The following is a 25,243-nucleotide window of genomic DNA, read 5'->3' as shown; positions in this document are numbered from 1 at the left end:
TCAGTGTCGCATTCACTGCGGGTTCGCGAGCCGCCAGAACGGGGAAACCGGGCCGACGCCGGCACCGAGCGGATACGCCTCCAGGACGCAGCGTTCGATGAACCGCTTCGCCTCCGCGACCGCGGTGGGCACGTCCGCGCCCTTCGCGAGCGAGGACGTGATCGCGGACGCCATGGTGTCGCCGCCGCCGTGGGTGTTTTCGGTGTCGATGCGCGGGCCGCTCAGTTCGATGACCGCCGAGCCGTCGGTGAGCAGATCGACGCAGTCGACGGCGTCGTAGAGATGTCCGCCCTTCACCAAAACCCATTGGGAACCGAACTCCAGCAATGCTTCCGCGGCTGCGTGCTGGCTCTTCGTGTCGGTGACGCTCACGCCGGTCAGCAGCCGGACCTCGTCGAGATTCGGCGTGATGAGCGTGGCGCGGGGGAACAGTTCCGTCCGGATCGCTTCCAACGCTTCTTCGCGGAGCAGTGCGTGGCCGGTCATCGACGCGGCCACTGGATCGACTACGAACGGCGTGTCCGTTGTGCGTCCAATGTGGACTTCGTCCAGCGTTTTCGCCACCGCCTGAATGATCTCCGCGGTAGCGAGCATGCCGGTCTTCGCCGCGTTGACGCCCATGTCCTCGGCGACCGCTTTGATCTGCGCGGTGACGACGTCGACCGGGATCTCGGAGAACCCTTGCACGCCAAGCGAATTCTGCACGGTGACCGCGGTGAGCGCGACCAGCCCGTGCACTCCGTTGGCGAAGAACGTGCGCAGGTCCGCCTGCACGCCCGCACCACCGCCGGAATCGGATCCGGCGATGGTGAGGGCGGTACAGGGCGTGACTGTCACTGGTTGACCACGGGCAGGTAGACCTTGTTGCCCTGCTCGGAAAACTCCGCAGACTTCTCGGCCATGCCCGCCTCGATCGCCTCCACAGAGGACAGACCGTGCTCCTCGGCGTACTTGCGCACGTCCTGGGTGATCCGCATCGAGCAGAACTTCGGCCCGCACATCGAGCAGAAGTGCGCGGTCTTGGCCGGTTCCGCGGGCAGCGTCTCGTCGTGGAAGGACCGCGCGGTGTCCGGGTCGAGCGACAGGTTGAACTGGTCGTTCCACCGGAATTCGAAGCGGGCCTTGGACAATTCGTCGTCCCAGTCCTGCGCGTACTGGTGGCCCTTGGCGAGGTCGGCGGCGTGCGCGGCGATCTTGTAGGTGATCACGCCGGTCTTGACGTCGTCGCGGTTGGGCAGGCCGAGGTGCTCCTTCGGCGTGACGTAGCACAGCATCGCCGTGCCGTACCAGCCGATCTGCGCCGCACCGATCGCCGAGGTGATGTGGTCGTACGCCGGGGCGATGTCCGTAGCGAGCGGGCCGAGCGTGTAGAACGGCGCCTCGCCGGTGAGCTTTTCCTCAAGCTCCACATTTTCCTTGATCTTGTGCATCGGCACGTGGCCGGGGCCCTCGATCATCACCTGCACGTCGTGCTCGCGCGCGATGTGCGTCAGCTCGCCGAGGGTTTCCAGCTCGGCGAACTGGGCGCGGTCGTTGGCGTCCGCGATCGAGCCGGGGCGGAGGCCGTCGCCGAGCGAGAACGTGACGTCGTACTCGCGCAGGATCTCGCACAGCTCGGAGAAATGCGTGTACAGGAAGGATTCCTGGTGGTGCGCGAGGCACCAGGCGGCCATGATCGACCCGCCGCGGCTGACGATGCCGGTGACCCGGCGCGCGGTCAGCGGGATGTAGCGCAGCAGCACGCCGGCGTGCACCGTCACGTAGTCGACGCCCTGCTCGCACTGCTCGATGATGGTGTCGCGGTAGATCTCCCAGGTGAGCTTTTCCGGCTCCCCGTTGACCTTTTCCAGCGCCTGGTAGATCGGCACGGTGCCGACCGGGACCGGCGAGTTGCGCACGATCCACTCGCGCGTCTCGTGAATTCGCTTGCCGGTGGAAAGGTCCATGATCGTGTCGGCTCCCCAGCGGGTGGCCCACACCATCTTGTCGACCTCTTCCTCCACAGAGGACCAGACGGCCGAGTTCCCCATGTTGGCGTTGATCTTCACCAGGAAGTTCTTGCCGATGATCATCGGCTCGGTCTCCGGGTGCTTGCGGTTGGCCGGAATCACCGCGCGACCGCGGGCGACCTCGTCCCGCACGAACTCCGGAGTACAGCGTTCGCGCGCGGCGATGAACTCCATTTCCCGGGTGATCACCCCGGCTTTCGCCCAGCCGAGCTGGGTGTTGTGTTCCCGCCCGTCGGCCCAGCCGGACCTGAGCGGGTGCAGTCCTTTGTGGACATCGATGTTCGCGTCCGGATCGGTGTAGGGGCCGGACGTGTCGTACACGTCGAAATGCTCCCCGTTCGACAGATCGATCCGCCGCGCCGGAACCCGCAGGCCGGATTCAGTGCGGTGGTAGACCTTCCGCGAGCCGGTGATCGGCCCGGTGGTGACGGACGGGGCGATGGCACCCTGATTTTCCAGCGTCGTCAACGACGTTCACTCCCTACGCCGGCATTACCCGGTCAGGTTCATGCGGTCGGTGACGCCGGGTGTCCGCGAGATGGACACCAGCCACCCTCTCAGCCCGCCAAGGCGCGAGCTCCCGCGTTGCATTCGGTTGAGGTTGCTCGTCCGACGATGCCATGCGACGTCGGGTCGGCACAACCCTGCCGCCCGTCTGGCCGAAGGACAACGAAGGCCTCCCCGGGAAAATCCGGGGAGGCCTTCGGGAAAATCAGGCGGCGCGGCGCGGGTCAGGCGTCCGCGGGTTCCTTGGGCGGCAGCCAGGTCAGGCCGGGCACGCCCCACTTGTTCTTCTTCAGCATCTTCTTCGCCGCGCGCGCGTGGCGGCCGACGAGCCGGTCGAGATAAATGAACCCGTCGAGGTGATCGGTCTCATGCTGGAGGCAGCGCGCGAAGTAACCGGTGCCCTCGACCTCGATCGGATTTCCCTCGACGTCGAAGCCGGTCACCTTGGCCCACGTGGCGCGCCCGGTCGGGTACGACTCGCCGGGGGCGGACAGGCAGCCCTCCCAGTCGTCGTCCGGGTCCGGCATGGTCTCCGGGATCTCGGAGGTCTCCAGCTTCGGGTTGACCACCACGCCCTTGTGCTCGACGCCCTCGTCGTCCGGGCAGTCGTATACGAATACCCGCAGGTCGAGTCCGATCTGGTTGGCCGCGAGGCCCACGCCCTCGGCCGCGTACATGGTCTCGAACATGTCCTCGACGAGGGTGGCGAGCTTGTCGTCGAACTCGGTGATCTCGCGCGTGGGCTGGTGCAGCACGGGTTCGCCGGCGATGCAGATGGGGTGGACGGTCACGGACGCCGAGTTTAGTCGGACCCTTCTGCTACACCTGGATCGGACCGTGACGCGCCGGGTCGGATGCCCATGTCGAGCATGGGTTCCGTGGTTCAATGGCGCCCGCGGAAGGACTGCCGACACCGATTGCGAGGACCGCATGGACGCCGCGGAGTCGATGGCTGGAGACCAGCCGTCGCCGCCGGAAAATGTCGGTGGCCTGACCGAACGCGAACTGGACATTCTCGCGTTCGAGCGGCAGTGGTGGCGCCACGCCGGGGCGAAGGAGAACGCTATCCGGGAGCGCTTCGGACTGTCTTCCACCCGTTACTACCAGTTGCTGAACACGCTGCTGGCCAAGCCGGAGGCCGTCGCGGCCGATCCGATGCTGGTCAAGCGGCTGCGCAAAACGCGCGCCGCCCGTCAGCGCAAACGCGGGGCCCGGCGGTTGGGGATCGAGCTGTCATGAGCGTCTTCTCGGGACTGTCCCGGCCGTTGAAGGCCGCGGGAGTCGCGCTGATCGGGGTCGCGGTCGTCGCCGCCGTCATCGGCGGGGTCACCGTGCTCAATACGAGCGGGGACCAGAACGCCGGGCCGAGCACGTCCGGCGAGCCCACCGCGCCCGGCGGATCGTCGTCCGCGCCGTCGTCGTCCTCGGCGCCCAGCTCCGCTTCGTCGTCGCCCGCTTCGTCGTCGGCTCCTGCCTCGTCGTCCGCCGCGTCCTCGGCTCCGGCGTCGAGCCAGGCCGGGCAGCCCGGCGGCCAGCCGGGCCAGCAGCCAGGGCAGCCGGGCCAGGCGGGCCCGGACCAGCAGGCCTCGAACAAGTGGGTGACCCTGCGGGTCTACAACAACTCGCTGATCAAGCACCTCGCCGAACAGGCCGCCGCCGACTTCCGCGGGTCGGGCTGGAACGTCGCCGAGGTCGGCAACTACTCGCAGGGCAACATCCCGGCGACCACCGCCTACTTCCGGCCGGGCACCGACGAGGAAGCCGCCGCGAAACAGCTGGCCAAGGAGTTCGGCTTCCAGGCCCAGCCCCGGTTCGACGGCATCCAGAACTCGAGCCCTGGCGTCATAGTGATCATCACGAAGGACTACCAGCCCGGCGGCCACCAGGGCAGCTGACCTTTTCCGATACCGATGACAGCCCGCGCTACGGCGCGGGCTTTGTCATGTTTGCGGTGCCCGGCTGCGGCCCTGCGCGGCCGTCGTCGACCATCTGCCGCCACGTAGCGAGCACCTCGCCTGGCCCCAATGCCACATTGGGTGCATGCGACGCACCCAATGTGGCGTTCGGTGCGTCTGATGCACCCAATGCCACATTGGGGCGGTTGCCGAGGCGTCCTCAGCGTTCCTGCTGAGCCTGCGCGTAAGCCTCCAGCGTCGCCAGCTGCGCGGCGTCCAGCGAAGGCCGCACCGCCTCGCGCGCCTTCTCCAGATGCGCCGCGGTCACCTCGCGTGCCTCCAACGACTCGCGCATCGCGGTCAGCGCCGCCTCCCGGATCAGTGCGGCGCAGTCGGCGGCCGAGTAGCCCTCAAGTGCCTCCGCGGTGGCCGCGAGGTCCACATCGGACGCCAGCGGGGTGTGCTTCGCCGTCGCGGCGAGGATCGCGGCGCGGGATTCGGCGTCCGGCGGCGGGACGTAGATCCGCCGCTCCAGCCGTCCGGGACGCAGCAGGGCCGGGTCGACCAGTTCGGGCCGGTTCGTCGCGCCCAGCACGACGACCTCGCGCATCGGCTCTACGCCGTCCAGTTCGGTGAGCAGCGCGGCGACCACGCGGTCGGCAACGCCGGAGTCGGACGACTGGCCGCGGCGCGGGGCGAGCGCGTCGATCTCGTCGAGGAAGATCAGCGATGGGGCGGCGTCGGCGGCCCTGCGGAAGAGGTCGCGGACCGCGCGTTCCGATTCGCCGACCCATTTGTCCAGCAGTTCCGCGCCCTTGATCGCGAACACGTTCAGCGCGCCGGTGCCGGCGAGCGCCCGGACCAGGAACGTCTTGCCGCCGCCAGGCGGGCCGTACAGCAGCACGCCGCGCGGCGGTTCGATGCCGAGCCGGGCGAACGAGTCCGGGTAGCGCAGCGGCCACAGCACGGTTTCGGTGAGCGCTTCCTTGACCGACGTCATGTTGCCGACGTCGTCCAGGGTCAGGCCGCCGGTCGCCAGGTTGTCCGAAGTGGACAGCGAGATCGGCCGGACGGTGGCCAGCGCGTCGAGCAGGTCCTGCTGGGAGATCTTGGGTTCGTCCACGTCCCGCTGCCGCAGCGCGGCCCGCAACGCCGCGTCCCGGCGCAGGGCGAGCAGGTCGGCGGCGACGAAACCGGGCGTGCGTTCGGCGAGTACGCCCAGGTCGGCACCGGATTCGACCGGCACGTCGCGGAGCAGGATCCGCAGCAGTTCGACGCGGGTTTTCGCCTCCGGCAGCGGCAAGCCCAGTTCGCGGTCGAGCAGGTCGGCCCCGCGCAGCCGCGGATCCACCGACTCGGCCCGCGCGGTCGTGGCCACCACAGCCAGTCCGTTCCGGCGCAGCGCGGCGCGCAGTTCCTCCAGCACCACCGTGGCCACTGGCGGCGGCTGGGTGGCCGGGAGCAGCGCGTCGATGTCGTTGATCAGCAGCACGCCGGGACCGTCGCCGTCCGCGGCCCGGTCGATGGCCTCGCGCAGCGATCGGTGGGCCGCATTCGGTTCCAGCACCGAGATATTCGGCGCGGTCACCGACACCACGCGCACCTTCTCCGCCGCGGCGACCGACCGCACCAGCGTCGCCTTGCCGACGCCCTCCGGGCCCGACAGCAGCACGCCCAGATGCGCCGAAGTGCCCAGCTTCGCCAGCAGTTCCGGCCGGTGGAACGCCAGATCGAACCACTCGGCCAGTTTGCGTGCCGCGCCTTCGGCCCCGACCAGATCGGCGACCGGCACCGGCTCGTCCAGCTCTTCCTCGCGGGCCTCGGTGACGACCTCTTCGACGATCTCCGCTTCGAGGTAATCCTCGGCGGCGGTGACCGCAGTGGTGCGGACGAGCGCGGTCGCGGAGCGCGCCGGCGGTTCGCTGGTCGGCGTGCCAGTGCGGGCCCCGTCCCGCCAGCTGACCACAGTGGACGGTCCAACCACGACGACACCAGCCGGTTCCGTCGCCGTGACGGTCAGCAGTTCGTTCGTCCAAGTCGCCCCGATCACGCGGGACAACTGCCCGCGCACGGCGGCGACGTCCGAGCCCGGCGCGGGCGCGAGGTCTTGCGGCAACAGGGAAACCGCGTCGCCGCGGGTCAGAACCTTGCCGGTGAGCGCGAGCCGCAACGTCTGCGGCGACACCGAAACCGACGCCAGCCGGGACCCGGACACGGTGACCGTCCGGGCAGCGGTCACCTCCGCCGGCGAGACCACGACCTCGCCGCCCTCCGCGACGCCGAGGTTCGACATGGTGACGTCGTCGGTCAACACGACCCCCGGCGTCGCCTCCTCCTCGGCAGGCGCGGCCAACGCGGCACTGCGCCGCGCGCCGGTGAGGTGCACGGCGTCCCAGGCCCGCAGGCCGAGCGCGTCGAGCACTTCCGGGTGCAGCCGGACAACCCCCCGCCGCGCGTCGAGCGCGGACGGCGTGTGCCGGACGGTCAGGGTGATCTGCGGATCGCTCACGCTGCTCACCCTAATGAACCGATGGGCGGTTATGCGCGAACGAGAGGACCGCGCCTACTGCGTCGCGGACCAGCCGCGGATCGCGGCGACGAACTCCTCGGGCGCGTCGGACTCCACGTAAAGCCCGACGCCGTCGAGAGCCACCGTCTTGTGGTCGGGGAAGGACGCTTCCAGTCGTTCGCGTTCCCGGGGCCGGAAGCCGATTTGCGCGTTGCCCCACACGATCAGAGTCGGCAGCTTGGCGAGGTCGGGAAGGCCCGCCTCCACCTCGGCGAAAAACGCCCGGCTGGCGAGGATTCGACTGGGGAGCACGCCGGAGGCCTGGCGTCGCTCGGGCGTGTCCATCGCGCGGAGGTAGTGGGCTGTCTCCGCCGCGGTCAGTTTCCGCTTTCGGTGGCCCATCGGGAGGAACGCCTTGGCGACAAGGTTGAACTGCCGGGCCAGGAAGCGGATCGGAGGTCCGCCTGCGATGCGGCCGAACGCCTCGAAGTACGGGTCGCCGTTGACCGGCCAGGCCCAGGCGTTGACGAGAACCAGTCGCTCGAAGACACCGGGACGACGCTGTGCGGCGGCGAGGCCGATCGGCCCGCCCCAGTCTTGCCCGACCAGGGTGAGGGCGCTGAGCCCGAGCGCGTCCACGAACCCGGTGACCACGTCGGCGTGCTCCTCGGGCAGATAGCGGTAACCGGGCCGCGCCGTCGACAGCCCGAAGCCCGGGTAGTCGAGAGCGACGCACCGGAAGTCGTCGCGCAGGGCGCGGATCACGTCGCGCCAGAGGAACGACCAGGTCGGATTGCCGTGCAGGAGCAGGAGGGTCGGACCGGATCCCTCGTCGACGTAATGCACGGTGTGCCCGTCGATGTCGGCGAAGCGGCTCTTGAACGGGAACAGCTCGTCGTCCACCCAGGCGGGACGTGCGCGCTCAGCCATCTCGGCCCCCTCGACGCTATGCTTGAGAAAGACAAGCGTACTTGAGATTGTCAAGCAGAGGACATGATGCGCGGTTACGCCCAGTACTGCGGGCTCGCCCGGTCCCTCGAAATCGTCGGCGACCGGTGGAATCTGCTCATCGTCCGCCAGCTCTTGATCGGCCCGGCGCGCTACCGGGACCTGATCGGCGGACTCCCGGGCATCGCGACCAACCTGCTCGCTGACCGGCTCCGCGATCTTGAGGCCGCGGGCGTGCTCGAGCGGCAGCTGGCAGGCAAGGGCAGCGCGGTCGAGTACGCACTCACGCCGTGGGGTGCCCAGCTGCGCGAGCCGATCGAGAGCCTGATCCGCTGGTCCGCGCCGTTGATGACCCGCGGCCCGCAGGGCGATTCCTTCCGTCCCGAATGGCTCGCGCTCGCCCTTCCCGCACTGCTCGACGCCCGGGTCAAGATCCAGGCCGCGGCGACGGTCGGCCTGGAGGTAGGCGGTGCGCCTTTCCAGCTCCGCGCCACGCGGTCGGGCTTCGAGGTCGGCCCGCAGGACGGCCTTGATTTCGACGCCACCGTCCGCGCTGATCCGGCCTGCGTCCTCGGTCTTGCCGCGGGCGCTCTCGCGCTCGACGACGCGCGTGCGCTCGGGATGATCGAGATCGACGGTGCCGAATCTGTGGTTCGTGCCGTGTTTGGCGCTTGACGAGGCCGGACTATCGGCGCCGGATGCCGATCCGACGCCAGCTGCGCCGCCGCTGGGTGGGGCCGGACGTGGCCGAGCTGTGGTCCCGTTCGCGCAGATTCCGGCTCCGCACGAGGTCCGAGTTCGTCCGCCGCACCGCGCGCATCGCCGCACCGGCGACGCGGCCCGAGGCCGGACGCAACCGCAACCGTCGGTGGCTGCGGGCCCGGCGGATCGCACGGCGTTCGCGCGGCGGAACTTCCCAGGCTTCCGGGTGCGCGGCGAGCCAGCGGTGCCGGTAGACCGAGTACGGGATGTGCAGCAGGTACAGCACCAGCGCGACCGCCAGCGCCGCCAGCGGGAACACGATGATCGCGGCGGCCAGCAGGCCGACTCCCACCAGCAGCGGCGCGATCGCCTTCGCCGGGGCTTTGACGGTCTTCAGCGACAGCGTCGGGATGCGGCTGATCAGCAGCGCGGCGACCGCGATGGTCCAGACGAGCACCACGTACTGCTCGGACCACCAGCCCTCGCCCCACTGCAGCGTGGCGATCAGCGGCAGCATCGCGACCAGGCCGCCGGCGGGCGCGGGCACGCCGACGAAGAATTCGGCGGCGTACGGCGGCTGGTCGGTGTCGTCGAGCAGCGTGTTGAAGCGGGCGAGCCGCAGGATCATGCAGACCGCGAAGATCAGCGACGCGACCCAGCCGATGCGGTCGCCGTGCGCCTGCCAGACGTAGAGCACCAGCGCGGGCGCGACGCCGAACGAGATGCCGTCGGACAGCGAGTCGAGTTCGGCGCCCATCTTGGACGTCGCGTCGAGCAGGCGGGCGATGCGGCCGTCGAGGCTGTCGAGGACGGCGGCGATGCCGATCGAGCCGATCGCCATCGCGTAGTTGCCGGTGAGGGCGAACTGCACCGAGGAAAGTCCGGCGCAGAGCGCGAGCACGGTGATCGCGTTCGGCAGCAGCCGGACGCCCGGGGTGGTCACGCGGACCATGGTCAGCTTTCTCCCTGCGCAGGAAGTTCGGCGAGCACGGTTTCGCCGCCGACGGTCCGCTGGCCCTTGGCCACCACGACCCGGCTGCCCGGCGGCAGGTAAGTGTCGACGCGCGAGCCGAAGCGGATGATGCCGTAGGTCTCGCCAGCGGACACCTTGTCGCCCTCGCGGACGTCGCACCGGATGCGGCGCGCGACCAGCCCGGCGATCTGCACGACGACGAGCTCGTGGCCGTCGACGGTGTGCAGCACCAGCGAATTGCGCTCGTTGACCTCGCTCGCCTTGTCGAGGTCCGCGGAAAGGAACTTGCCCGGCTTGTACGCCACCTTCGAGATCACGCCCGCCGCCGGCGTGCGCTGGACGTGCACGTCGTAGACCGACAGGAACACGCTCACCCGCATCCGCGGTTCGGCGGGAAGGCCGAGCTCGGCGGGCGGGACCGCTTCCTCGATGAGCGAGACGGTGCCGTCGGCGGCCGAGATCGCGACGTTGTCCCGCACCGGGGGCACGCGCTTCGGCTCGCGGAAGAACGCCGTCATGCCCGCGGTGGCCAGCGCGCCGACCACGCCGAGGGGCCTGGAGAACCGGCGCAGCACGAATGTCGCGGCGAGGCCGCCGAGAAGGAACGGCCGTCCTGCCGGGTGCATCGGCGGGAACGTCTCGCGGGCCAGCTGGACAGCGTGCGCGAGGGGGTTACCGGTGGGCTGGCCGCTCATGGGTCGAGTTCCCCGCTGTTCGTCTCGGTCGGTGTAAGGGTCCGATTTGGGCTTCCCCACGCTACCGCCCGCCTGCGGCGGACCCGGCGGCCCCTGGTCGTAAGGGTTGCCCCGCCGCGGGTGGGCGCGACCACAAACCGGTAACGACGCGTCGAACAATCCGATAACACCGGGTAGTTGACGCCGCTCGGGACCGGTGCCCGGGCCGACCTGGCGAGGGAGACGATGGCGGTACCCGATCTGCTCGCGCGGCTCTTGCGCGACTGGCGCCGGGATGTCCTTTCGGTGCCCGTTCCCCAGCTTGTCGACCCTGTTCACGCCGCTCGGCTCGTGCGGAACGCGGCCCGGGTGCATGCGTCCCCCGACGAAGCACGCACCCGGGCGCGGAACGGATCAGTTTAGCCCGCGGCCCAGGTGTTCTGACAGATCGTCGGGAAACCGTTACCAACGGTCACTATCGCGCCGGTTCGAGGTCGCGGCGCTGACCAGCCGCAACACGAGCAGCAGCACGATCGCGCCGAGGATGGCGACGCCGAAGCTCGGGAAATCGAATTCGAACTGTTGCTGCTCACCGGTCGCGAGCCGGTAGATGAAGCCGCCGAGGGCCGCCCCGACCACGCCGACGAGCACGCTCACGAGACAGCCCTGCCGCTGCCGTTCCCGGCCGCCGACCACGAGGTTCGCGATCCAGCCGACCAGCGCGCCGAAGACGATCCACAGGATGATGCCCATGTCCGCGAGGATACCTGCGGGCTATTGCACAAGAGTTCTTGTACAACTACTCTTGTGCATCATGGAGGTCCGTGATTCCCAGGTGCTGGCCGCGATGTCGCATCCGCTGCGCCGCCGCCTGCTGGACATGCTGAAACTCGACGGTCCGGCCACCGCGTCGGTGCTCGCGGAGAAAACCGGCCAGGCGGTGGGCAATGTGAGCCACCACCTGAAGGTGCTCTCCGGGGCCGGGTTGGTGGTCGAGGCGCCGGAGCTGGCGCGAGACCGGCGGGAGCGGTGGTGGCGGCGTCCTTCCGGCACGTTGTCGTGGGCCACTTCGGACTTCGCGGGGGATCCGGTGGCGGAGGTCGCGGAGACGGTGAGCCTCGATCGGCAGATGACGTTGTCGCGGGGCTGGCTCTCGGAAATGGAAACGGCCCCGGAGCAGTGGCGCGACGCGTGGTTCTCTTCCGATGCGTGGATGCGGTTGACGCCCGCGGAATTGGCGGAGCTGAACGATCGGGTTTCCGCGCTGTTCGAGGAATTCGGCGCCAAGGCGGCGGCGGATCCGTCGACGGAACGGGAGCCGGTTTTCGTGTTCGGGCGCGGTTTCAGAGCGCAGCCGTGAGAAGCGCCGCGTTCCGTCTCTTGTGGACTGGACAGACGGTCAGCACGGTCGGCAGTGCGGTCGCGAGTGCGTCAGTTCCGTTGGTGGCGTTGCTGGTGCTGCACGCTTCGACCTTCGAAGTCGCGTCGCTGACCGCGGCCGCTTGGATTCCCTGGCTCGTGGTGGGTCTGCCTGCCGGTGCTTGGGTCGACCGGTGGCCTAAGCGGCGGGTGATGCTGGTCTGTGACGTTGTCCAGATGACTGCGTTCCTCGCGGTGCCCATTTCGTGGGCTTTGGGTTCTCTTTCTTTCGCGATGCTCTTGGCCGCGGCTTTGATTGGCGGCTTCGCCCAGGTTTTCTTTTCCCTCGCCTATCGGGCTTTCCTCCCGTCCGTTGTGGACGATGCTGACTTGTTGGGAGCCAACGTCCGGCTCCAGGGCGCGGAATCCGCCGCGCAAGTGGGCGGCCCTGGTTTGGCCGGACTGCTGGCTTCGGCGTTCGGACCGGTCAGCGGTGTGCTCGTGGATGCGTTGAGCTTCGGGTTTTCCGCACTGTGCCTGGGTTTCCTGCGCGCCGACGAGCCACCCCCGCGCCCGCGAACACGCTTGCGCGCCGAAATCGCCGAGGGAATGCGGATCGTGGCGCGGGACCCTTACCTGCGCGTCATGGTCCTCTCCGGCGCGGTCGCGAACCTGGCACTGAACGGCTTTTACGCGGTGGCAGTGGTCTTCCTGGTCGACGATTTGGGTCAGGGCCCGGGTGGCGTCGGACTTGTGCTCGCCTTGGCGGAGGCAGGCGGGGTGCTAGGCGCGACGCTGGTGAGCCGGTTCGCCCGACGGACCGGTACGGCTTGGGGTTTCCTGTGGTGCGAGGTGCTGGTTGTCCCCGCGATGCTGCTCGGCCCGTTGACCCGGCCCGGGTGGGGTTTGACGCTGTTCGTCCTTGCGGGAGCGGGCATCGCGGCGGGCGTGGTGGGGTCGAACGTGCTGGGCGCGACGTTTCGGCAGCGGTATTGCCCGCGCCATCTCTACGGCCGGATCAGCGCGAGCTCGTCGATGGTCAACTACGGCACGATCCCGCTGGGCGCCCTGGCGGGCGGAGCGCTCGGACAGGCGGCCGGGGTGCGGGTGGCGATGTTCGCGATGGTGGGTGTTCAGCTGGTGTCGCTGGGGGTGCTGCTGATGGGGCCGTTGCGGCGGGAGCGGGACTTTCCCCAAGTCGCGCTTGCTGTGGACAACCCGGCTGAAGGGGCTGGGGTTGTCGGTGGGGGCGGATAGACTGGACAAGGGCCGTCCCCCGGAGAGGGCGGGGGCTGCGTCGGCGGGGGCTGCGTCGGCGGGGGCTGCGTCGGCGGGGGCTGCGTCGGCGGGGGCTGCGTCGGCGGGGGCTGCGTCGGCGGGGGCTGCGTCGGCGGGGGCTGCGTCGGCGGGGGCTGCGTCGGCGAAGAACGTCTGGCGTGCGGAATCCGGCTGCTGCGCGGCGAGAAGCGGCACCGAGTCACGAGCGTGACGACGGTCGGCCGGTTGACGCAGGAACGGCAAAGGGCTGCCGCCCGCAGCCCACCAACCCGCTCAGCCAGAGCTAAAGCAGCAGCACCTCAACCTCATCCCCCTCCGAAGCCGCCGAAACCTCCTCCGGCAGCACGATCAAGCAGTTCGCCTGGGTAAACGCCGCCAGCAAATGCGATCCCGGCCCGCCGCGCGGCCCGACCACCCCGGTCACCTCGCCGAGCACCGGCGTGAAGAACCCCCGCCGATACTGCCTCCGACCAGCCGGGGAAGGCATGTCCTCGGTCAGCCGAGCCCGCACCCGCCGGCGGTCCACGTCCGAATGGCCCATCGCCGACAGCACCGCCGGACGGAGAAACGCTTCGAAGGACACCAGCACACTCACCGGATTTCCCGGCAGCGTCACCACCGGCACGCCGTTCCACCGGCCGCATCCCTGCGGTCCGCCCGGTTGCATCGCGATTTTCTGGAATTCCACGCCCTGTCCGGTCAGTGCGTCCTTCACGACCTCGTAGGCGCCCGCCGACACCCCACCGGACGTGATCAGCAGGTCCGCCGACTCCAGGCGCGGTTCGATGATCTTGCGGAATTCCTCCACGTCGTCCACCACGCTGCGCACGACCTCGACCTGGCAGCCGAGCTCCCGCAGCGCCGCCGCCAGCATCACGCTGTTCGACTCGTAGATTTGCCCGTGCTGCAACGGGTTCGGGGCCTCCACCAGCTCCGTTCCGGTCGACACCACCAGCACCGACAGCGGCCGGAACACCTCCAGTTCCGCCAAGCCGACCGCCGCGGCGAGGCCGAGGTGCGCGTGGCTCAGCACGGTGCCCGCGTGCAGCGCGATCGTCCCCTCGGTGACGTCCTCGCCGATCCGGCGGATGTGGTTGCCGACAGAAGCCGCGCGGGAGATCCGGACTTCCGACGTGCCGCGGTCGGTGTCCTCGACCATCACGATCGCGTCCGCGCTCGGCGGCAGCGGCGCGCCGGTCATGATCCGCTGAGCGGTACCCGATTCGAGCGGTTTGACGTCGACCCGGCCGGCCGGGATGTCGTCGGCCACGGGGAGCGTCACCGGCACCTCGGCGACGTCCGCGGCGCGCACGGCATACCCGTCCATCGCCGAGTTGTCGAACGGCGGCAGCGCCACCCCGGCGAGCACGTCGCGGGCGAGGACGAGCCCGGCCGCATCGGCGACGGGAACAGTACGAACGGGCGCGCGGCCGAGCAGTTCGGTCACGGTCTCGCGGTAGGCGTCGACGGAGATCACGCGGACCATCCTCCCTCTTGCTGCCCGTCGTGCAACACTCTCCCGGCACAAGCCGGGGAGTACGGGGAGAGTTCTGATGCAGTTTCGGGTCCGCAACCAGCACGGGCGCGCCGCGCTCGCGACGCCCCGCTGACATGCGCGTCCACACCAGGCACACGCCGGGGTTCGGCGTCGCCCGCGTGCTGCTCGCCCCCGGCGAAGCCGTGCAGGCCGCCGCGGAATCGTTGCTGGCCAGCAGCTTCAACGTCGCCGAGACGAACCAGAACCGAGGGCGCAAGGGCGGCCGTTCGGTGTTCACCGCGCCGCAGGAAGGCGGCTGGGTCGACCTGGCCCCGCTCGGTCCCGGCGACGTCTATCCGCTCGAATTGACCGGTTCCACCGGCTGGTCGGTGCACCGCGAGGGCGTGCTGGCCCGGCCGAGCACGGTCCGCGTCGACCAGAACTGGGCCCCGCTGCAGCAGTTGTTCGGCGCCGATTCCGGATTTCTCGAGCACTACAGCGGCCGCGGTCCGCTGCTGCTCACCGCACCCGGCCCGGTGGACTCGTTCGACCTCGGCCGCGGCGAGATCGTCACCGTGCGCCCGGACTACCTCCTCGCCTATCCCGACACGGTGCAATGCCGGTTGCGCGCACTCGACCCGAGCGGCCCGCAATCACTGCGCACCGGCGAAGGACTCGTCCTCGATTTCGCCGGACCGGGAACCGTGCTCGTCCAATCGCGCAACCGGCGAGTATCGCAGGCGTAAGGGGATTCTGCCGATTACCCCATTGCCGGGAGCGCTGATTCCGGTAGCGTGAACTCCACTTCGCACGCTGATGGACAGCGGATTTTGGTCCCGAGGGAGGGCGCCGTGGCAGTCGGCACCGTCAAGTGGTTCAACTCGGAAAAGGGCTACGGGTTCATCGAATCCCCCGAAGGTCCGGACGTCTTCGTTCACTATTCGGCCATCCAGGCCGACGGATTCCGCACCCTCGACGAGGGCGACCGGGTGGAGTTCGAAGTCCAGTCCGGCCGCGACGGCCGAAGCCAGGCCGCGGACGTCCGCAAGGTCTAGCGAGGCAGGTCCGCTGACCGGTTGGGCGAACCGCCAGTGGCAGCGGATACCGGCGCGTTAAGCTGCGCTGCGTGACAGGCGACGTGTCGGGGGACCTCACCGGTCGCCAGCTGGGCCACTACCGCATCGACTCGGTGCTCGGCAAGGGCGGCATGAGCGTGACCTACCAGGCCACGGACACGCGGCTCGGCCGCAAGGTGGCGCTGAAGGTCATCGGCGACCACCTGGGAGCCGACGCCGAGTTCCGCGAACGGTTCGTCGACGAGGCCCGCAACACCTCCGCGATCGACCACGCCAACGTCGTCCCGCTGTACGACTTCGGCGAACTCGACGGCATGCTCTACATCGCCATGCGGATGGTCGACGGCGGCGACCTCGCCGGCCTGATGTCCGCGGGCCCGATCAGCCCGTCCCGCGCGCTCAGCCTGCTCGACCAGGTCGCCGACGCCCTCGACACGCTGCACAACCACGGCCTCGTCCACCTCGACGTCAAACCGGCCAACGTCCTCGTCACCAGCCGCGAGACCTCCCGCGAGCACGTCTACGTCGCCGACTTCGGCCTCACCCGCCGCGGAGCCACCGGCCACCGCACCCGCGGCGGCGACTTCCTCGGCTCGCCCACCTACGCCGCCCCGGAACACCTGCGCGGCGAACCGCTCGACGGCCGCACCGACCAGTACGCCCTCACCTGCGTCCTGTTCGCCTGCCTGACCGGCAACCCGCCCTTCCGCGGCGACGTCCCGACCGTCATCAAGGGCCACCTCGGCGGGGAACCGCCGTCGGTGGCGAGCGTGGTCGCGCTCCCGGCCGCCGTCGACGACGTCATCCGCAAGGGCATGGCGAAAAACCCCAACGACCGCTACCCGAACTGCGTCGCGATGATCGCCGCGGCCAGGGTCGCGCTCGGCCCGCTCGCGACGTCGGACACCCCGCCGGGCCCCGCCCGGCCGAACGGACTTCCGGAGGCGGGCATGCAGCAAGGACCTGGCGGCGCGGGCGCACCTGGGCCTGGCGGACCTGGAGCCGGTGGTCCCGGTGGTCCTGGTCCCGCTGCTGGCGGACCCGGTGCCGGTGGACCCGCTGGCCCTGGCGCTGGTCCCGGTGGACCGGGCGCGCAGCCGGGAAGTCCCGGAGCCGCGGGTCAGGGCGCTCCCGGCGTTGGCGCGCCGGGCGGCCAGGGCGTCCCCGGCGCCTGGGGTGCTCCGCAGCCCGGCCAAGGCGGATACCCCGCCCAAGGCGGCTACGGCGGCCCCGCCGGTTACGGCAACCAGCCCGGTTATCCAGCACAGCCCGGCCAGCCCGGCCAGCCGCAGCCCGGCCAGCCGCAGCCCGGCCAGCCGCAGCCCGGCCAGCCGCAGCCCGGCCAGCCGCAGCCCGGCCAGCCGCAGCCCGGCCAGCCGCAGCCCGGCCAGCAGGCTTACCCCGGCCAAGCCCCGGCAGGCCCGCCGCCCGGCTACGGCTACCCGGGCCAGCCCGGCCTGGGCCAGCAAGCACAACAGGGCCCTCCACCCGGCTACGGCGGCTACCCGAACCAGCCCGGCTACCCCGCCCAGCCCAACCAGCAGGGCCATCCGAACCAGGCCTTCGGCGACCCGATGCGGCTGCGTCCGCCGTCCCCGGCGGGCGGCGCGGGCGCGTTCGAAAAGCAGCCCAAGAGCGGCGGCCTGAAGTGGCTGTGGATCGCGCTGGGCGTACTGGTCGCGGCCGGGATCGTCGTCGGCGCGATCTTCCTCTTCGGCGGGGACGACAACGGCAGCGGCGGGACCGCTCCGGCGTCCTCGGCTCCCAACATCCCGGTCGGTCCCGGCGGCTCGAAGTCGGCCGGTCCGTCGTCGCTGCGCCCGCCGCCGTCGTCGATCCACATCCAGCCGAGCCACTGACCCGGCCGACCTGCTGCGGAAGCGCACCGACGCTGACCTGCGCTCCTTGCACTCGACCCCGGAGAGTGCTAAACACGGCATTGGCACTCGACGCCGTCGAGTGCTAGGCGAGCGGTCACCGACCGCCTGCCTGAAGGTCGGGACGGTGAGGCTGACCCACCGGTCAGTCGTCCGTCGCGGGCACCGAGCCTGGCCGAGGACGTGTCCTGCTGCCGCCGCTGGAGACAGCGCGGCGGTGGCGCCCAATACCGGAGGACCACACCGCAATGGCCAAACTGATCGCGTTCGACGAGGACGCCCGCCGCGGTCTTGAGCGCGGCTTGAACACCCTCGCCGAAGCCGTCAAGGTGACCCTCGGCCCGCGGGGCCGGAACGTCGTGCTCGAAAAGAAGTGGGGCGCGCCGACGATCACCAACGACGGTGTCTCCATCGCCAAGGAGATCGAGCTCGAGGACCCGTGGGAGAAGATCGGGGCCGAGCTCGTCAAGGAAGTTGCCAAGAAGACCGACGACGTCGCGGGCGACGGCACCACCACCGCCACCGTGCTCGCCCAGGCGCTCGTGCGCGAGGGCCTGCGCAACGTCGCGGCCGGCGCCGACCCGATCTCGCTCAAGCGGGGCATCGAGGCGGCCGTCGAGGCCATCACCGAGCAGCTGCACAAGGCCGCCGTCCAGATCGAGACCAAGGAGCAGATCGCTGCTACCGCCTCGATCTCGGCCGCTGACCGCACCATCGGCGAGCTGATCGCCGAGGCGCTGGACAAGGTCGGCAAGGAAGGCGTCGTCACCGTCGAGGAGAGCAACACCTTCGGGCTCGAGCTGGAGCTCACCGAGGGCATGCGCTTCGACAAGGGCTACGTGTCCGGTTACTTCGTGACCGACCCGGAGCGCCAGGAAGCCGAGCTGGAGGACCCGTACGTCCTGCTCTTCGGTTCCAAGATCTCCAACGTCAAGGACGTCCTGCCGCTGCTGGAGAAGGTCATCCAGTCCGGCAAGCCGCTCCTGATCATCGCCGAGGACGTCGAGGGCGAAGCCCTGGCGACCCTGGTCGTCAACAAGATCCGCGGCACCTTCAAGTCCGTCGCCGTCAAGGCCCCGGGCTTCGGCGACCGCCGCAAGGCGATCCTGCAGGACATCGCGATCCTGACCGGCGGCCAGGTCATCTCCGAGGACGTCGGCCTCAAGCTGGAGAACGCGGACCTGTCGCTGCTGGGCCGCGCCCGCAAGGCCGTCATCACCCGGGACGAGACCACCATCGTCGAGGGTGCCGGCGACGCGGACCAGATCCAGGGTCGCGTCAACCAGATCCGTGCGGAGATCGAGAACTCCGACTCGGACTACGACCGCGAGAAGCTGCAGGAGCGGCTCGCGAAGCTGGCCGGCGGCGTTGCCGTCATCAAGGCCGGCGCCGCGACCGAGGTCGAGCTGAAGGAGCGCAAGCACCGCATCGAGGACGCGGTGCGCAACGCCAAGGCCGCCGTGGAAGAGGGCATCGTCGCCGGCGGTGGCGTGGCCCTGATCCAGGCTGCCGAGGCCGCTTTCGCGGGCCTGAAGCTGACCGGTGACGAGGCCACTGGCGCGAACATCGTCAAGGTCGCCGTCGAGGCTCCGCTCAAGCAGATCGCGATCAACGCCGGTCTCGAGGGCGGCGTCGTGGCGGAGAAGGTCAAGGGCCTGCCGCAGGGCCACGGCCTGAACGCCGCCACCGGCGAGTACGAGGACCTGCTCGCGGCCGGTGTTCCGGACCCGACGAAGGTCACCCGCTCCGCGCTGCAGAACGCCGCTTCCATCGCGGCGCTGTTCCTGACCACCGAGGCTGTCGTCGCGGACAAGCCGGAGAAGGCTGCTGCCGCTCCGGCCGACCCGTCCGGCGGCATGGGTGGCATGGACTTCTGAGTTCGGCTGCTTTTCCGGCGAAGCCCGGTTCACCCTCGCGGTGGGCCGGGCTTCGCCCGTTCCTGGCTCAGTCTTCGGGAGTCAGGACGGCAGCGGCGGCGTAGACCGGGAGGATCACCCCGGCCGAGAGCACGGCGCCGGCGACCGCGGCGATGCGCACCATCGACGGGTCGACGTTGAGGTAGTTGGCCCATCCGCCGCACACGCCGGTGAGCATGCGGTCGGAGCGGCTGCGGAAGATCTTCTTGGCCGGTGCGGCCTGCACGTTGTCCGTCATGCCAGCAATACTCCGCGACCGGCGTGCGCCGCACATCCGGGATCGCCCCGGAGAAAGCCCCGGGGCCGCGACCCTGAAGTCTCCCTTACCCGCTGATCTTCCGGACCCGCTCGAACCGGTCCAGCCACGCCGCTGCCACCTCGGGCGACGCGGCGAATTCGGCATAGGCGTCGGGTTCCGGGGCCTGCCGCGGCACCGGCAGATAACCGTCCACAGGGGACAGCGTGGTGGTGCAGACATCCCCGCGCAGCAACGACATCGTGCCGAGCCCGCAGGCGAAGTCCAGCTCCGGCAACGCGCCGGCGAGCGCGAGACCGGCGGCCAGCCCGACACTCGTCTCCACGGCTGACGAGACCACACACGGCAGCCCGCACGCCTCCGCGACCTCCAGCGCACGCCGCACTCCGCCGAGCGGGGCGACCTTGAGCACGGCGATGTCGGCAGCTCCGGCGACGGCGACCTTCAGCGGATCTTCCGCGCGGCGGATCGATTCGTCGGCCGCGATCCGCACCGACACCCGACGGCGAACGGCGGCCAGGTCGTCGATCGTGGGGCACGGTTGCTCGGCATACTCCAGTCCACCGGCCGCGCGGTCGAGTTCGCTGAGCGCGTGCACGGCGGTGTCGACGTCCCACGCCGTGTTGGCGTCGACCCGGATCGCACCGGACGGGCCCAGCGCGTCGCGGACCGCTTCGATGCGCGCGCAGTCCTCGGCCAGCGTCGCGCGTTTGTCGGCGACCTTGACCTTCGCCGTGCGGCAGCCGGACGCGCGGACCAGTTCGTGTGCACGTTCGGGCGACACGATGGGGACTGTCGTGTTCACCTCAATCCGGTCGCGGACCGGCTCCGGCCAGCCTTCTTCGCTCGCTTCGAGCGCGGCGGCGAGCCACGGAACGCTCTCGGTGTCCGAATAATCCGCGAACGGGCAGAACTCGCCCCAGCCGGCGGCGCCGCGGAGCAACAGTCCTTCACGGACGGTGATATCCCGGAACCGGGTGTGCAGCGGGAGCGCGTAAACCTGCATGACTGCCGATCATGCCATCGCCGCGGCGACGGGAACCGAGGTGCCGCGGAGGCCGTCTGAACGCCACAATGGAACGTGTGGACGGCCTCGACTTCCGGGTGCTCGGCCCGGCCGAGGTGCTGGCCGGGGACCAGGTGGTGCCGCTGGGCGGCAGCCGCCCGCTGATCGTGCTCGCCGGACTGCTGCTGCGGGCCAACCGGCTCGTTTCGGTCGACGTGCTCGGCCACTGGCTGTGGGGCGACGACCAGCGCCGGTCCAAGGGTGCGCTGCAGACGTATGTGCTGCGGCTGCGCCGGGCGCTCGGCGACGGCGCGGCGATCCGAACCGAACGCGGCGGCTATCGGTTGGAAGTCGACGAGAACGCGGTGGACCTGGGTCGATTCCGCCAGTTCGCGGCACGGGGCCGCAGCGCGGCGGAACGAGGCGAACACCGCCGGGCGGCGGGCTATTTCGAGGACGCGCTCGGGCAATGGCGCGGTTCGGCGCTGCAGAACGTGGAGTCGGACGCGCTGCACCGGGACGAGGTCGGGCAGCTCGCCGAGGAGCGCACGCGGGTCCGCGAGCAGTGGGCCGAGACGCTGCTGACGGTCGGCGAGTACGACACTGTCGTGCCCGAACTGGAGCGGCTGACGCGTGAACATCCGCTGCGGGAACGACCGCACGAGCAGCTGATGTACGCGCTGCTCCGCTCCGGACGGCAGGCCGAGGCGCTGGAGGTGCACCGGCGGATCAGCGGACTGCTCGCCGAGGAACTGGGATTGGACCCTGGTGCCGGACTGCAGCGCGCACACCGGCTCGTATTGGGCGGCGACGAAGGCGCGCGCTTCCGGACTCCGCTGGAACCCCATATACCGCACCAGCTTCCGGCCGATCTGGGTGCCTTCGCCGGTCGAGCCGCGGACCTGAAAGCCTTGCGCGCATTACTGCCGGAGGCTCTCGACGACGGCACCTCCACGCCGATCGCCTCGGTGGAAGGCATGGGCGGACAAGGAAAAACGACCCTGTCCGTCCACTTCGCACACCAGATCGCCGACCGTTTCACCGGCGGGCAAGTATTCCTGGACCTCCGTGGCTACGGTCCAGGCGCACCGGTGTCGCCGATCGCCGCGCTGGAGACAATGCTCCTCGCGCTGGGCGTGCCCGCCGACCGCATCCCGTCCGGTTTGGACGAACGCGCGGCTACCTGGCGCACGTACACCACCGGTCGGCGGCTGCTTATCGTGCTGGACAACGCAAATAGCACCGAACAAGTGCGTTATCTGTTGCCAGGGCCTGGGTGTCTGGTCGTGGTGACGAGCCGCTGGCAGCTGCGCGGACTCGTCGCGACGCATGGCGCCCGGCGAATCGCTTTGTCCGAACTGGACAGTGAAGAGGCGGTGGAACTGCTGGCGTCAGCCATCGGCGTCGAACGAGTGCACGAGGACCCCATCGCGGCTGGCAAGTTCGTGCAGTACTGCGGCGGACTCCCGCTGGCGATCCGAATCCTCGCGGTACGCGCCGCGCAGTTCCCGCGACTGCCGCTGGACGAGTTCGTGGCAGCACTTCCCTCGGACGCCGGCCGGTTGAGCACCTTCGACCTCGGCGACGGTGACGAAACCAATATCCGCACAGTTTTCTCCTATTCCTACCGGGTTTTGTGCCCAGCAGCGGCGCGGTTGCTGCGGTTGCTGGCGCTGTCGGTCGGTCCTGATTTATCGCTGGGCATGGCAGTCGCGCTCAACGGACGGTCCGAAAAGGAGACTCGTAGCGCTCTCGACACGCTCGTTTCGACGCACTTGCTCACCCAGCCGAAACCGGGCCGGTACCAGTTCCACGACCTGATTCGCGCCTACGCGACTGAGCTGTCGGAGCAGGAAGACGACGCCGCCGAGCGCACCGCGGCCAGCGCGCGCCTGCTCGACTGGTGCATCGCGTCGGCGAGGAACGCGGGTTTGGCGATGCGCCCGCACCAGCTGATGGACGAGATCGGCCCGATCCCGCCTGCCGGAGAGCTCGAGTTTTCCGACTACCATCGAGCGCTGGCGTGGTTCATCGAGGAACACGGGAACCTGCTCTCGGTGATCCAATGGTCTTTCCGGATCGGGCGATACGCGCAATGCTGGCGTTTGGCGTGGTCGCTGTTCACCTACTTCGCCGGCCGCGCCCGCGTCGACGAATGGCGGTACGTCTTCGAGATCGGCCTGCGAGCGGCACGCAATTCCGGCGAGCGACACGGCGAAGCGGCGATCCTCAATGGACTCGGGGTGATCGAAGGAGTAGCCCGGAATTACGTGCTGGCGCGCGAATATCTGGAGCAAGCTCTAGCCGTGCAACTGGAACTGGGCTCGCTGCCGGGTGAGGCGCGGGCGCGCTACAACCTCGCGATGACCGCGCAGGGCGTCGAGGATTTCCCGGAGGCTTACCGGCACGGCCTGCGGTCACTGGAGATCACGCGGGAACTGGGATTCACCTCGGTGGAGGCGAACGTGTTGCGCGCTCTCGGCGACCTGTGCGCGATGATGGGCGACTACCCGCAGGCCCTGTCGCTCGCGGACGAGGCACTGGCCCTGGTCCCGCCGGACGATTTGCCGCAGGGCCGTTTTTCGTTGGCCGCGAGGGCCCGCGCCCTGCTCGGCTTGGGACGGCATGTGGAAGGAATCGAGTGCCTGTCCGAGGCAGTCGACATGTTCTTCGCGATGGACGAGGAGTATGAGGCCGCGGACGTGCTGTCGGAACTGGGCGCCGCACACCTGCGCTACGGCCGCACCGCCGCGGCCCGGGACTGCTGGCTCCGCGCGGTCCGGTTGCTGACCCGATTGGACCACCCGGACGCGGACCGGGTGCGGGCGCAGTTGGCTGGGTTGGTGCGGGGGTAGCTTTTCGCCGCGATGCCGCGATGCCGCGATGCCGCGATGCCGCGATGCCGCGATGCCGCGATGCCGCGATGCCGCGATGCCGCGATGCCGCGATGGATGGCTGGTTGCGCGTGGTTCGGTTGCTGACGCGGCTGGACCATCCCGGTTCGGACCAGGCGTGTCCGCGATGGGGATCGGTGCGAGGGCCAGTTCGGCCGCATCGCCCCGCGGCGTGATCGGGTGGGGTTGGCTGGTTGCCGTGGCGTGGGGGTGCGGGGCCGCACGGTTCGACGTGTAGTGCTCTGATGGGGCCGGATGCGAGCGCAGTCGGTTGGCTTGCAACGGACGAGGTCCGGTTGTCCTGCGTGCGGCACGAGATTGGTTGGACCACTCCGGGCGAGGCGCGGTTGGCTGGCGCGTGGCCGATCCGGCCGTTCGGCGGAACGCTCGCGGCTGGTCGCCTGAGGGCAGCCGGGCGCGGTGGTCCGCGTGCCGACCCCCAGCGGCAGCACGTAGACCACCGGCGGCCCGTATCACCACCCAACCGAAGTGCGCTCACTGTCCGCTCACTGTGCCGGGTCGGTTTCGGCGGGGAGGCCGAGCAGCCGGGTGAGCGTGACAGCGTTGCGCGGGGCCGCGACTTTGCTGTCGTTGTCGAAGTAGACATGCACGTCGCGGCGGCCGCCGTCGTGCCATTCGGTGATCTTCGCGGCCCAGGCGCGCAGGGCTGAATCGGAGTAATCGCTGGTGTAGAGCTCTTCCGAACCGTGCAACCGGACGTAACTGAAGTCAGTGGTCTGGTCCTCCTGATACGGCCACGGCGCGGCGGCGTCGGAGGTCACCAGCGCTACCCGGTGTTTCTTGAGCAACTCCAGCGCTTCGGGCGTGGTGAAGCTCGGGTGGCGCACTTCGAGCGCGTGCCGCACTGGCCGGTCGGGTCCCGGCTTCAGGAACGGCGAGGACTTGAGTTTGTCGTCGTGCTTCTTCGCGAGCTTGGCTGCCTCGCCGGTGGTGCGGGGGAGTTGGCCCAGGAACGTCGAGACTCGATCGGGGTCGAAGACCAGGCGCGGCGGGAGCTGCCAGAGAAACGGCCCCAGCTTGTCGGCGAGTGCGAGGACGCCGGACGCGTAGAAGTTGGCAAGCGCGGTTTCGACGTCGCGGAGCTGTTTGAGGTGCGTGATGAACCGGCCGCCCTTGACCGCGAACAGGAATCCGGCGGGAGTTTCGGCGTGCCAGCCGAGGTATCGCTCCGGGCGTTGCAGCGAGTAGAAGGACCCGTTGATTTCGACGGCATTCATCTGGCGGGAGAGGTACTCGAGTTCGCGCCGCTGCGGCAGGCCGGGCGGATAGAACGCGCCACGCCACGGCGGGTAACGCCAGCCGGACGTGCCCACTCGGATCTGGCCGATCTCGCTCACCGCCTTTCGCCGCCGAGGATTCCCTCCGGGACGGTTGCGGTAAACGCGTCCGCGCGGCTGTTTTTGGGACAGCCGGGCTAAGGATCGGGACAGCTGTCCTGGACGGAAGGACGCAGGTCTCATGGCGCGGACTCCGTTGCCTGCTCGTCGGGACGGGGCGCGGAGGGGACGGTGAGAGGCGAAGGGGAGGACACGGAATGGGACCGACGCGGCCGGTGGCAGCCATATCGACGACGGCACCGAGGGGAACGGCGGCGTCGGAGTAGTCGGAGTCCCGACGCGAGCAGTGGTGGCGGAGTGACCTGGGTCGGCGGAGCGGGCGGTGGCACCAATGCCGCCGGCGGCACCGAGGACGGGCAGAGGTGCCGGAGCACGCAGGGGCACTGATGTGGGCGGTGGCACCACCGCCGATGGGGAGGGCGTGTCGAAGCGGGCAGCGGTGCCGGAGTGTGCGGCGGCAGCGAAGTCGAGGGTCGTACCGAGGGAGCACGGCGGCGCCAACGCCGACAGTCGCGCAGAGGGGATTGCG

22 protein-coding genes and 1 riboswitch are annotated in these 25,243 nt (G+C 69.7%); of the genes, 10 read left to right on the top strand and 12 right to left on the bottom strand.

Features of this window, described 5'->3' with window-relative positions:
• Positions 1 to 12 precede the first annotated feature (12 nt).
• From thiD to L3Q65_RS32175, 3 genes are all read right to left on the bottom strand, one after another.
• Entirely contained in the window at positions 13 to 837 is an 825-nt protein-coding gene (thiD, locus tag L3Q65_RS32185) for a bifunctional hydroxymethylpyrimidine kinase/phosphomethylpyrimidine kinase (protein ID WP_182896457.1), read from the bottom strand.
• Complete coding sequence (thiC, locus tag L3Q65_RS32180; RefSeq protein ID WP_281390799.1) at positions 834 to 2,477, bottom strand: phosphomethylpyrimidine synthase ThiC; 1,644 nt, start codon at positions 2,475 to 2,477, stop codon at positions 834 to 836. Before thiC ends, thiD begins: the two co-directional genes overlap by 4 nt.
• Positions 2,471 to 2,603: riboswitch (TPP riboswitch) on the bottom strand. Its footprint overlaps the gene before it by 7 nt.
• A 137-nt stretch (positions 2,604 to 2,740) precedes the next feature.
• The gene (locus tag L3Q65_RS32175) at positions 2,741 to 3,307 is read right to left on the bottom strand and encodes a peptide deformylase (RefSeq protein ID WP_182896458.1); all 567 of its coding nucleotides are present in this window, start codon (positions 3,305 to 3,307) and stop codon (positions 2,741 to 2,743) included.
• Positions 3,308 to 3,446: 139 nt separating this feature from the next.
• Between L3Q65_RS32175 and L3Q65_RS32170 the strand changes: the two genes are divergently transcribed.
• Entirely contained in the window at positions 3,447 to 3,755 is a 309-nt protein-coding gene (locus tag L3Q65_RS32170) for a DUF3263 domain-containing protein (protein ID WP_067579729.1), read from the top strand.
• A complete protein-coding gene (locus tag L3Q65_RS32165; RefSeq protein WP_237597422.1) occupies positions 3,752 to 4,411 on the top strand; it encodes a LytR C-terminal domain-containing protein in 660 nt (219 codons plus the stop codon). Before L3Q65_RS32170 ends, L3Q65_RS32165 begins: the two co-directional genes overlap by 4 nt.
• Positions 4,412 to 4,631: 220 nt before the next feature.
• Here the strand turns inward: L3Q65_RS32165 and L3Q65_RS32160 are convergent, their stop codons facing one another.
• Both L3Q65_RS32160 and L3Q65_RS32155 read right to left on the bottom strand, forming a co-directional pair.
• Positions 4,632 to 6,920, bottom strand: coding sequence for an AAA family ATPase (locus L3Q65_RS32160; protein ID WP_237597421.1), 2,289 nt, complete (start codon positions 6,918 to 6,920; stop codon positions 4,632 to 4,634).
• A gap of 54 nt (positions 6,921 to 6,974) precedes the next feature.
• Complete coding sequence (locus tag L3Q65_RS32155) at positions 6,975 to 7,850, bottom strand: alpha/beta fold hydrolase (protein WP_237597420.1); 876 nt, start codon at positions 7,848 to 7,850, stop codon at positions 6,975 to 6,977.
• A 63-nt stretch (positions 7,851 to 7,913) separates the two neighbouring features.
• Between L3Q65_RS32155 and L3Q65_RS32150 the strand changes: the two genes are divergently transcribed.
• Positions 7,914 to 8,543: a helix-turn-helix domain-containing protein gene (locus L3Q65_RS32150; protein ID WP_237597419.1), complete on the top strand. Its 630-nt coding sequence runs from the start codon at positions 7,914 to 7,916 to the stop codon at positions 8,541 to 8,543.
• A 10-nt stretch (positions 8,544 to 8,553) separates the two neighbouring features.
• Here the strand turns inward: L3Q65_RS32150 and pssA are convergent, their stop codons facing one another.
• From pssA to L3Q65_RS32135, 3 genes are all read right to left on the bottom strand, one after another.
• Positions 8,554 to 9,522, bottom strand: coding sequence for a CDP-diacylglycerol--serine O-phosphatidyltransferase (gene pssA, locus L3Q65_RS32145; RefSeq protein ID WP_182896462.1), 969 nt, complete (start codon positions 9,520 to 9,522; stop codon positions 8,554 to 8,556).
• Between the two features lie 2 nt (positions 9,523 to 9,524).
• Positions 9,525 to 10,238 (bottom strand): phosphatidylserine decarboxylase, encoded by a 714-nt coding sequence (locus tag L3Q65_RS32140; protein WP_237597418.1) that lies wholly within the window; start codon positions 10,236 to 10,238, stop codon positions 9,525 to 9,527.
• 441 nt (positions 10,239 to 10,679) lie between these two features.
• Entirely contained in the window at positions 10,680 to 10,970 is a 291-nt protein-coding gene (locus tag L3Q65_RS32135) for a GlsB/YeaQ/YmgE family stress response membrane protein (protein ID WP_237597417.1), read from the bottom strand.
• Positions 10,971 to 11,031: 61 nt separating this feature from the next.
• Here L3Q65_RS32135 and L3Q65_RS32130 point away from each other — a divergent pair, with 61 nt between their 5' ends.
• Both L3Q65_RS32130 and L3Q65_RS32125 read left to right on the top strand, forming a co-directional pair.
• The gene (locus L3Q65_RS32130) at positions 11,032 to 11,577 is read left to right on the top strand and encodes a helix-turn-helix transcriptional regulator (RefSeq protein WP_237597416.1); all 546 of its coding nucleotides are present in this window, start codon (positions 11,032 to 11,034) and stop codon (positions 11,575 to 11,577) included.
• Positions 11,574 to 12,833, top strand: coding sequence for an MFS transporter (locus tag L3Q65_RS32125; RefSeq protein WP_237597415.1), 1,260 nt, complete (start codon positions 11,574 to 11,576; stop codon positions 12,831 to 12,833). The genes L3Q65_RS32130 and L3Q65_RS32125 overlap by 4 nt, the downstream gene beginning before the upstream one ends.
• A gap of 304 nt (positions 12,834 to 13,137) precedes the next feature.
• Here L3Q65_RS32125 and glp read toward each other — a convergent pair whose 3' ends face one another.
• Positions 13,138 to 14,331, bottom strand: a complete 1,194-nt coding sequence (gene glp / locus L3Q65_RS32120) for a gephyrin-like molybdotransferase Glp (protein WP_182896467.1) — start codon at positions 14,329 to 14,331, stop codon at positions 13,138 to 13,140.
• Positions 14,332 to 14,465: 134 nt separating this feature from the next.
• On the opposite strand from glp, the gene L3Q65_RS32115 reads away from it, so the two are divergent.
• From L3Q65_RS32115 to groL, 4 genes are all read left to right on the top strand, one after another.
• A complete protein-coding gene (locus L3Q65_RS32115) occupies positions 14,466 to 15,077 on the top strand; it encodes an AIM24 family protein (RefSeq protein ID WP_182896468.1) in 612 nt (203 codons plus the stop codon).
• A 105-nt stretch (positions 15,078 to 15,182) separates the two neighbouring features.
• On the top strand, positions 15,183 to 15,386 hold the full coding sequence (locus L3Q65_RS32110; protein ID WP_009083993.1) for a cold-shock protein: 204 nt from the start codon (positions 15,183 to 15,185) through the stop codon (positions 15,384 to 15,386).
• A 71-nt stretch (positions 15,387 to 15,457) separates the two neighbouring features.
• The gene (locus L3Q65_RS32105) at positions 15,458 to 17,266 is read left to right on the top strand and encodes a serine/threonine-protein kinase (RefSeq protein WP_237597414.1); all 1,809 of its coding nucleotides are present in this window, start codon (positions 15,458 to 15,460) and stop codon (positions 17,264 to 17,266) included.
• Positions 17,267 to 17,532: 266 nt separating this feature from the next.
• Positions 17,533 to 19,161: a chaperonin GroEL gene (groL, locus tag L3Q65_RS32100; protein WP_043827278.1), complete on the top strand. Its 1,629-nt coding sequence runs from the start codon at positions 17,533 to 17,535 to the stop codon at positions 19,159 to 19,161.
• Between the two features lie 67 nt (positions 19,162 to 19,228).
• On the opposite strand, the gene L3Q65_RS32095 is transcribed toward groL, so the two are convergent.
• Together L3Q65_RS32095 and L3Q65_RS32090 are read right to left on the bottom strand one after the other, a co-directional pair.
• Positions 19,229 to 19,438, bottom strand: coding sequence for a PspC domain-containing protein (locus L3Q65_RS32095; RefSeq protein WP_037807882.1), 210 nt, complete (start codon positions 19,436 to 19,438; stop codon positions 19,229 to 19,231).
• 85 nt (positions 19,439 to 19,523) lie between these two features.
• A complete protein-coding gene (locus L3Q65_RS32090) occupies positions 19,524 to 20,462 on the bottom strand; it encodes an o-succinylbenzoate synthase (protein ID WP_182896469.1) in 939 nt (312 codons plus the stop codon).
• A gap of 68 nt (positions 20,463 to 20,530) precedes the next feature.
• On the opposite strand from L3Q65_RS32090, the gene L3Q65_RS32085 reads away from it, so the two are divergent.
• The gene (locus L3Q65_RS32085) at positions 20,531 to 23,317 is read left to right on the top strand and encodes a BTAD domain-containing putative transcriptional regulator (RefSeq protein WP_237597413.1); all 2,787 of its coding nucleotides are present in this window, start codon (positions 20,531 to 20,533) and stop codon (positions 23,315 to 23,317) included.
• A gap of 545 nt (positions 23,318 to 23,862) precedes the next feature.
• Here L3Q65_RS32085 and L3Q65_RS32080 read toward each other — a convergent pair.
• Positions 23,863 to 24,714 (bottom strand): DUF72 domain-containing protein, encoded by an 852-nt coding sequence (locus tag L3Q65_RS32080; protein ID WP_182896471.1) that lies wholly within the window; start codon positions 24,712 to 24,714, stop codon positions 23,863 to 23,865.
• Positions 24,715 to 25,243 lie beyond the last annotated feature (529 nt).

This window comes from Amycolatopsis sp. FU40, assembly GCF_021903635.1.
In the GTDB taxonomy this organism is placed as follows: Bacteria; Actinomycetota; Actinomycetes; order Mycobacteriales; family Pseudonocardiaceae; genus Amycolatopsis; species Amycolatopsis dendrobii.
The sequence above is the reverse complement of the archived record's forward strand: the minus strand, read 5'-3'. Positions and strand labels throughout refer to the sequence as shown.

What these genes read in the sequence shown, in the direction of transcription:
- L3Q65_RS32170 (WP_067579729.1), top strand. Translation starts at nt 3,447, where the DNA reads ATGGACGCCGCGGAGTCGATGGCTGGAGACCAGCCGTCGCCGCCGGAA.
- L3Q65_RS32165 (WP_237597422.1), top strand. Translation starts at nt 3,752, where the DNA reads ATGAGCGTCTTCTCGGGACTGTCCCGGCCGTTGAAGGCCGCGGGAGTC.
- L3Q65_RS32155 (WP_237597420.1), bottom strand. Translation starts at nt 7,850, where the DNA reads ATGGCTGAGCGCGCACGTCCCGCCTGGGTGGACGACGAGCTGTTCCCG.
- L3Q65_RS32150 (WP_237597419.1), top strand. Translation starts at nt 7,914, where the DNA reads ATGATGCGCGGTTACGCCCAGTACTGCGGGCTCGCCCGGTCCCTCGAA.
- pssA (WP_182896462.1), bottom strand. Translation starts at nt 9,522, where the DNA reads ATGGTCCGCGTGACCACCCCGGGCGTCCGGCTGCTGCCGAACGCGATC.
- L3Q65_RS32140 (WP_237597418.1), bottom strand. Translation starts at nt 10,238, where the DNA reads ATGAGCGGCCAGCCCACCGGTAACCCCCTCGCGCACGCTGTCCAGCTG.
- L3Q65_RS32135 (WP_237597417.1), bottom strand. Translation starts at nt 10,970, where the DNA reads ATGGGCATCATCCTGTGGATCGTCTTCGGCGCGCTGGTCGGCTGGATC.
- L3Q65_RS32130 (WP_237597416.1), top strand. Translation starts at nt 11,032, where the DNA reads ATGGAGGTCCGTGATTCCCAGGTGCTGGCCGCGATGTCGCATCCGCTG.
- L3Q65_RS32115 (WP_182896468.1), top strand. Translation starts at nt 14,466, where the DNA reads ATGCGCGTCCACACCAGGCACACGCCGGGGTTCGGCGTCGCCCGCGTG.
- groL (WP_043827278.1), top strand. Translation starts at nt 17,533, where the DNA reads ATGGCCAAACTGATCGCGTTCGACGAGGACGCCCGCCGCGGTCTTGAG.
- L3Q65_RS32095 (WP_037807882.1), bottom strand. Translation starts at nt 19,438, where the DNA reads ATGACGGACAACGTGCAGGCCGCACCGGCCAAGAAGATCTTCCGCAGC.
- L3Q65_RS32090 (WP_182896469.1), bottom strand. Translation starts at nt 20,462, where the DNA reads ATGCAGGTTTACGCGCTCCCGCTGCACACCCGGTTCCGGGATATCACC.
- L3Q65_RS32085 (WP_237597413.1), top strand. Translation starts at nt 20,531, where the DNA reads ATGGAACGTGTGGACGGCCTCGACTTCCGGGTGCTCGGCCCGGCCGAG.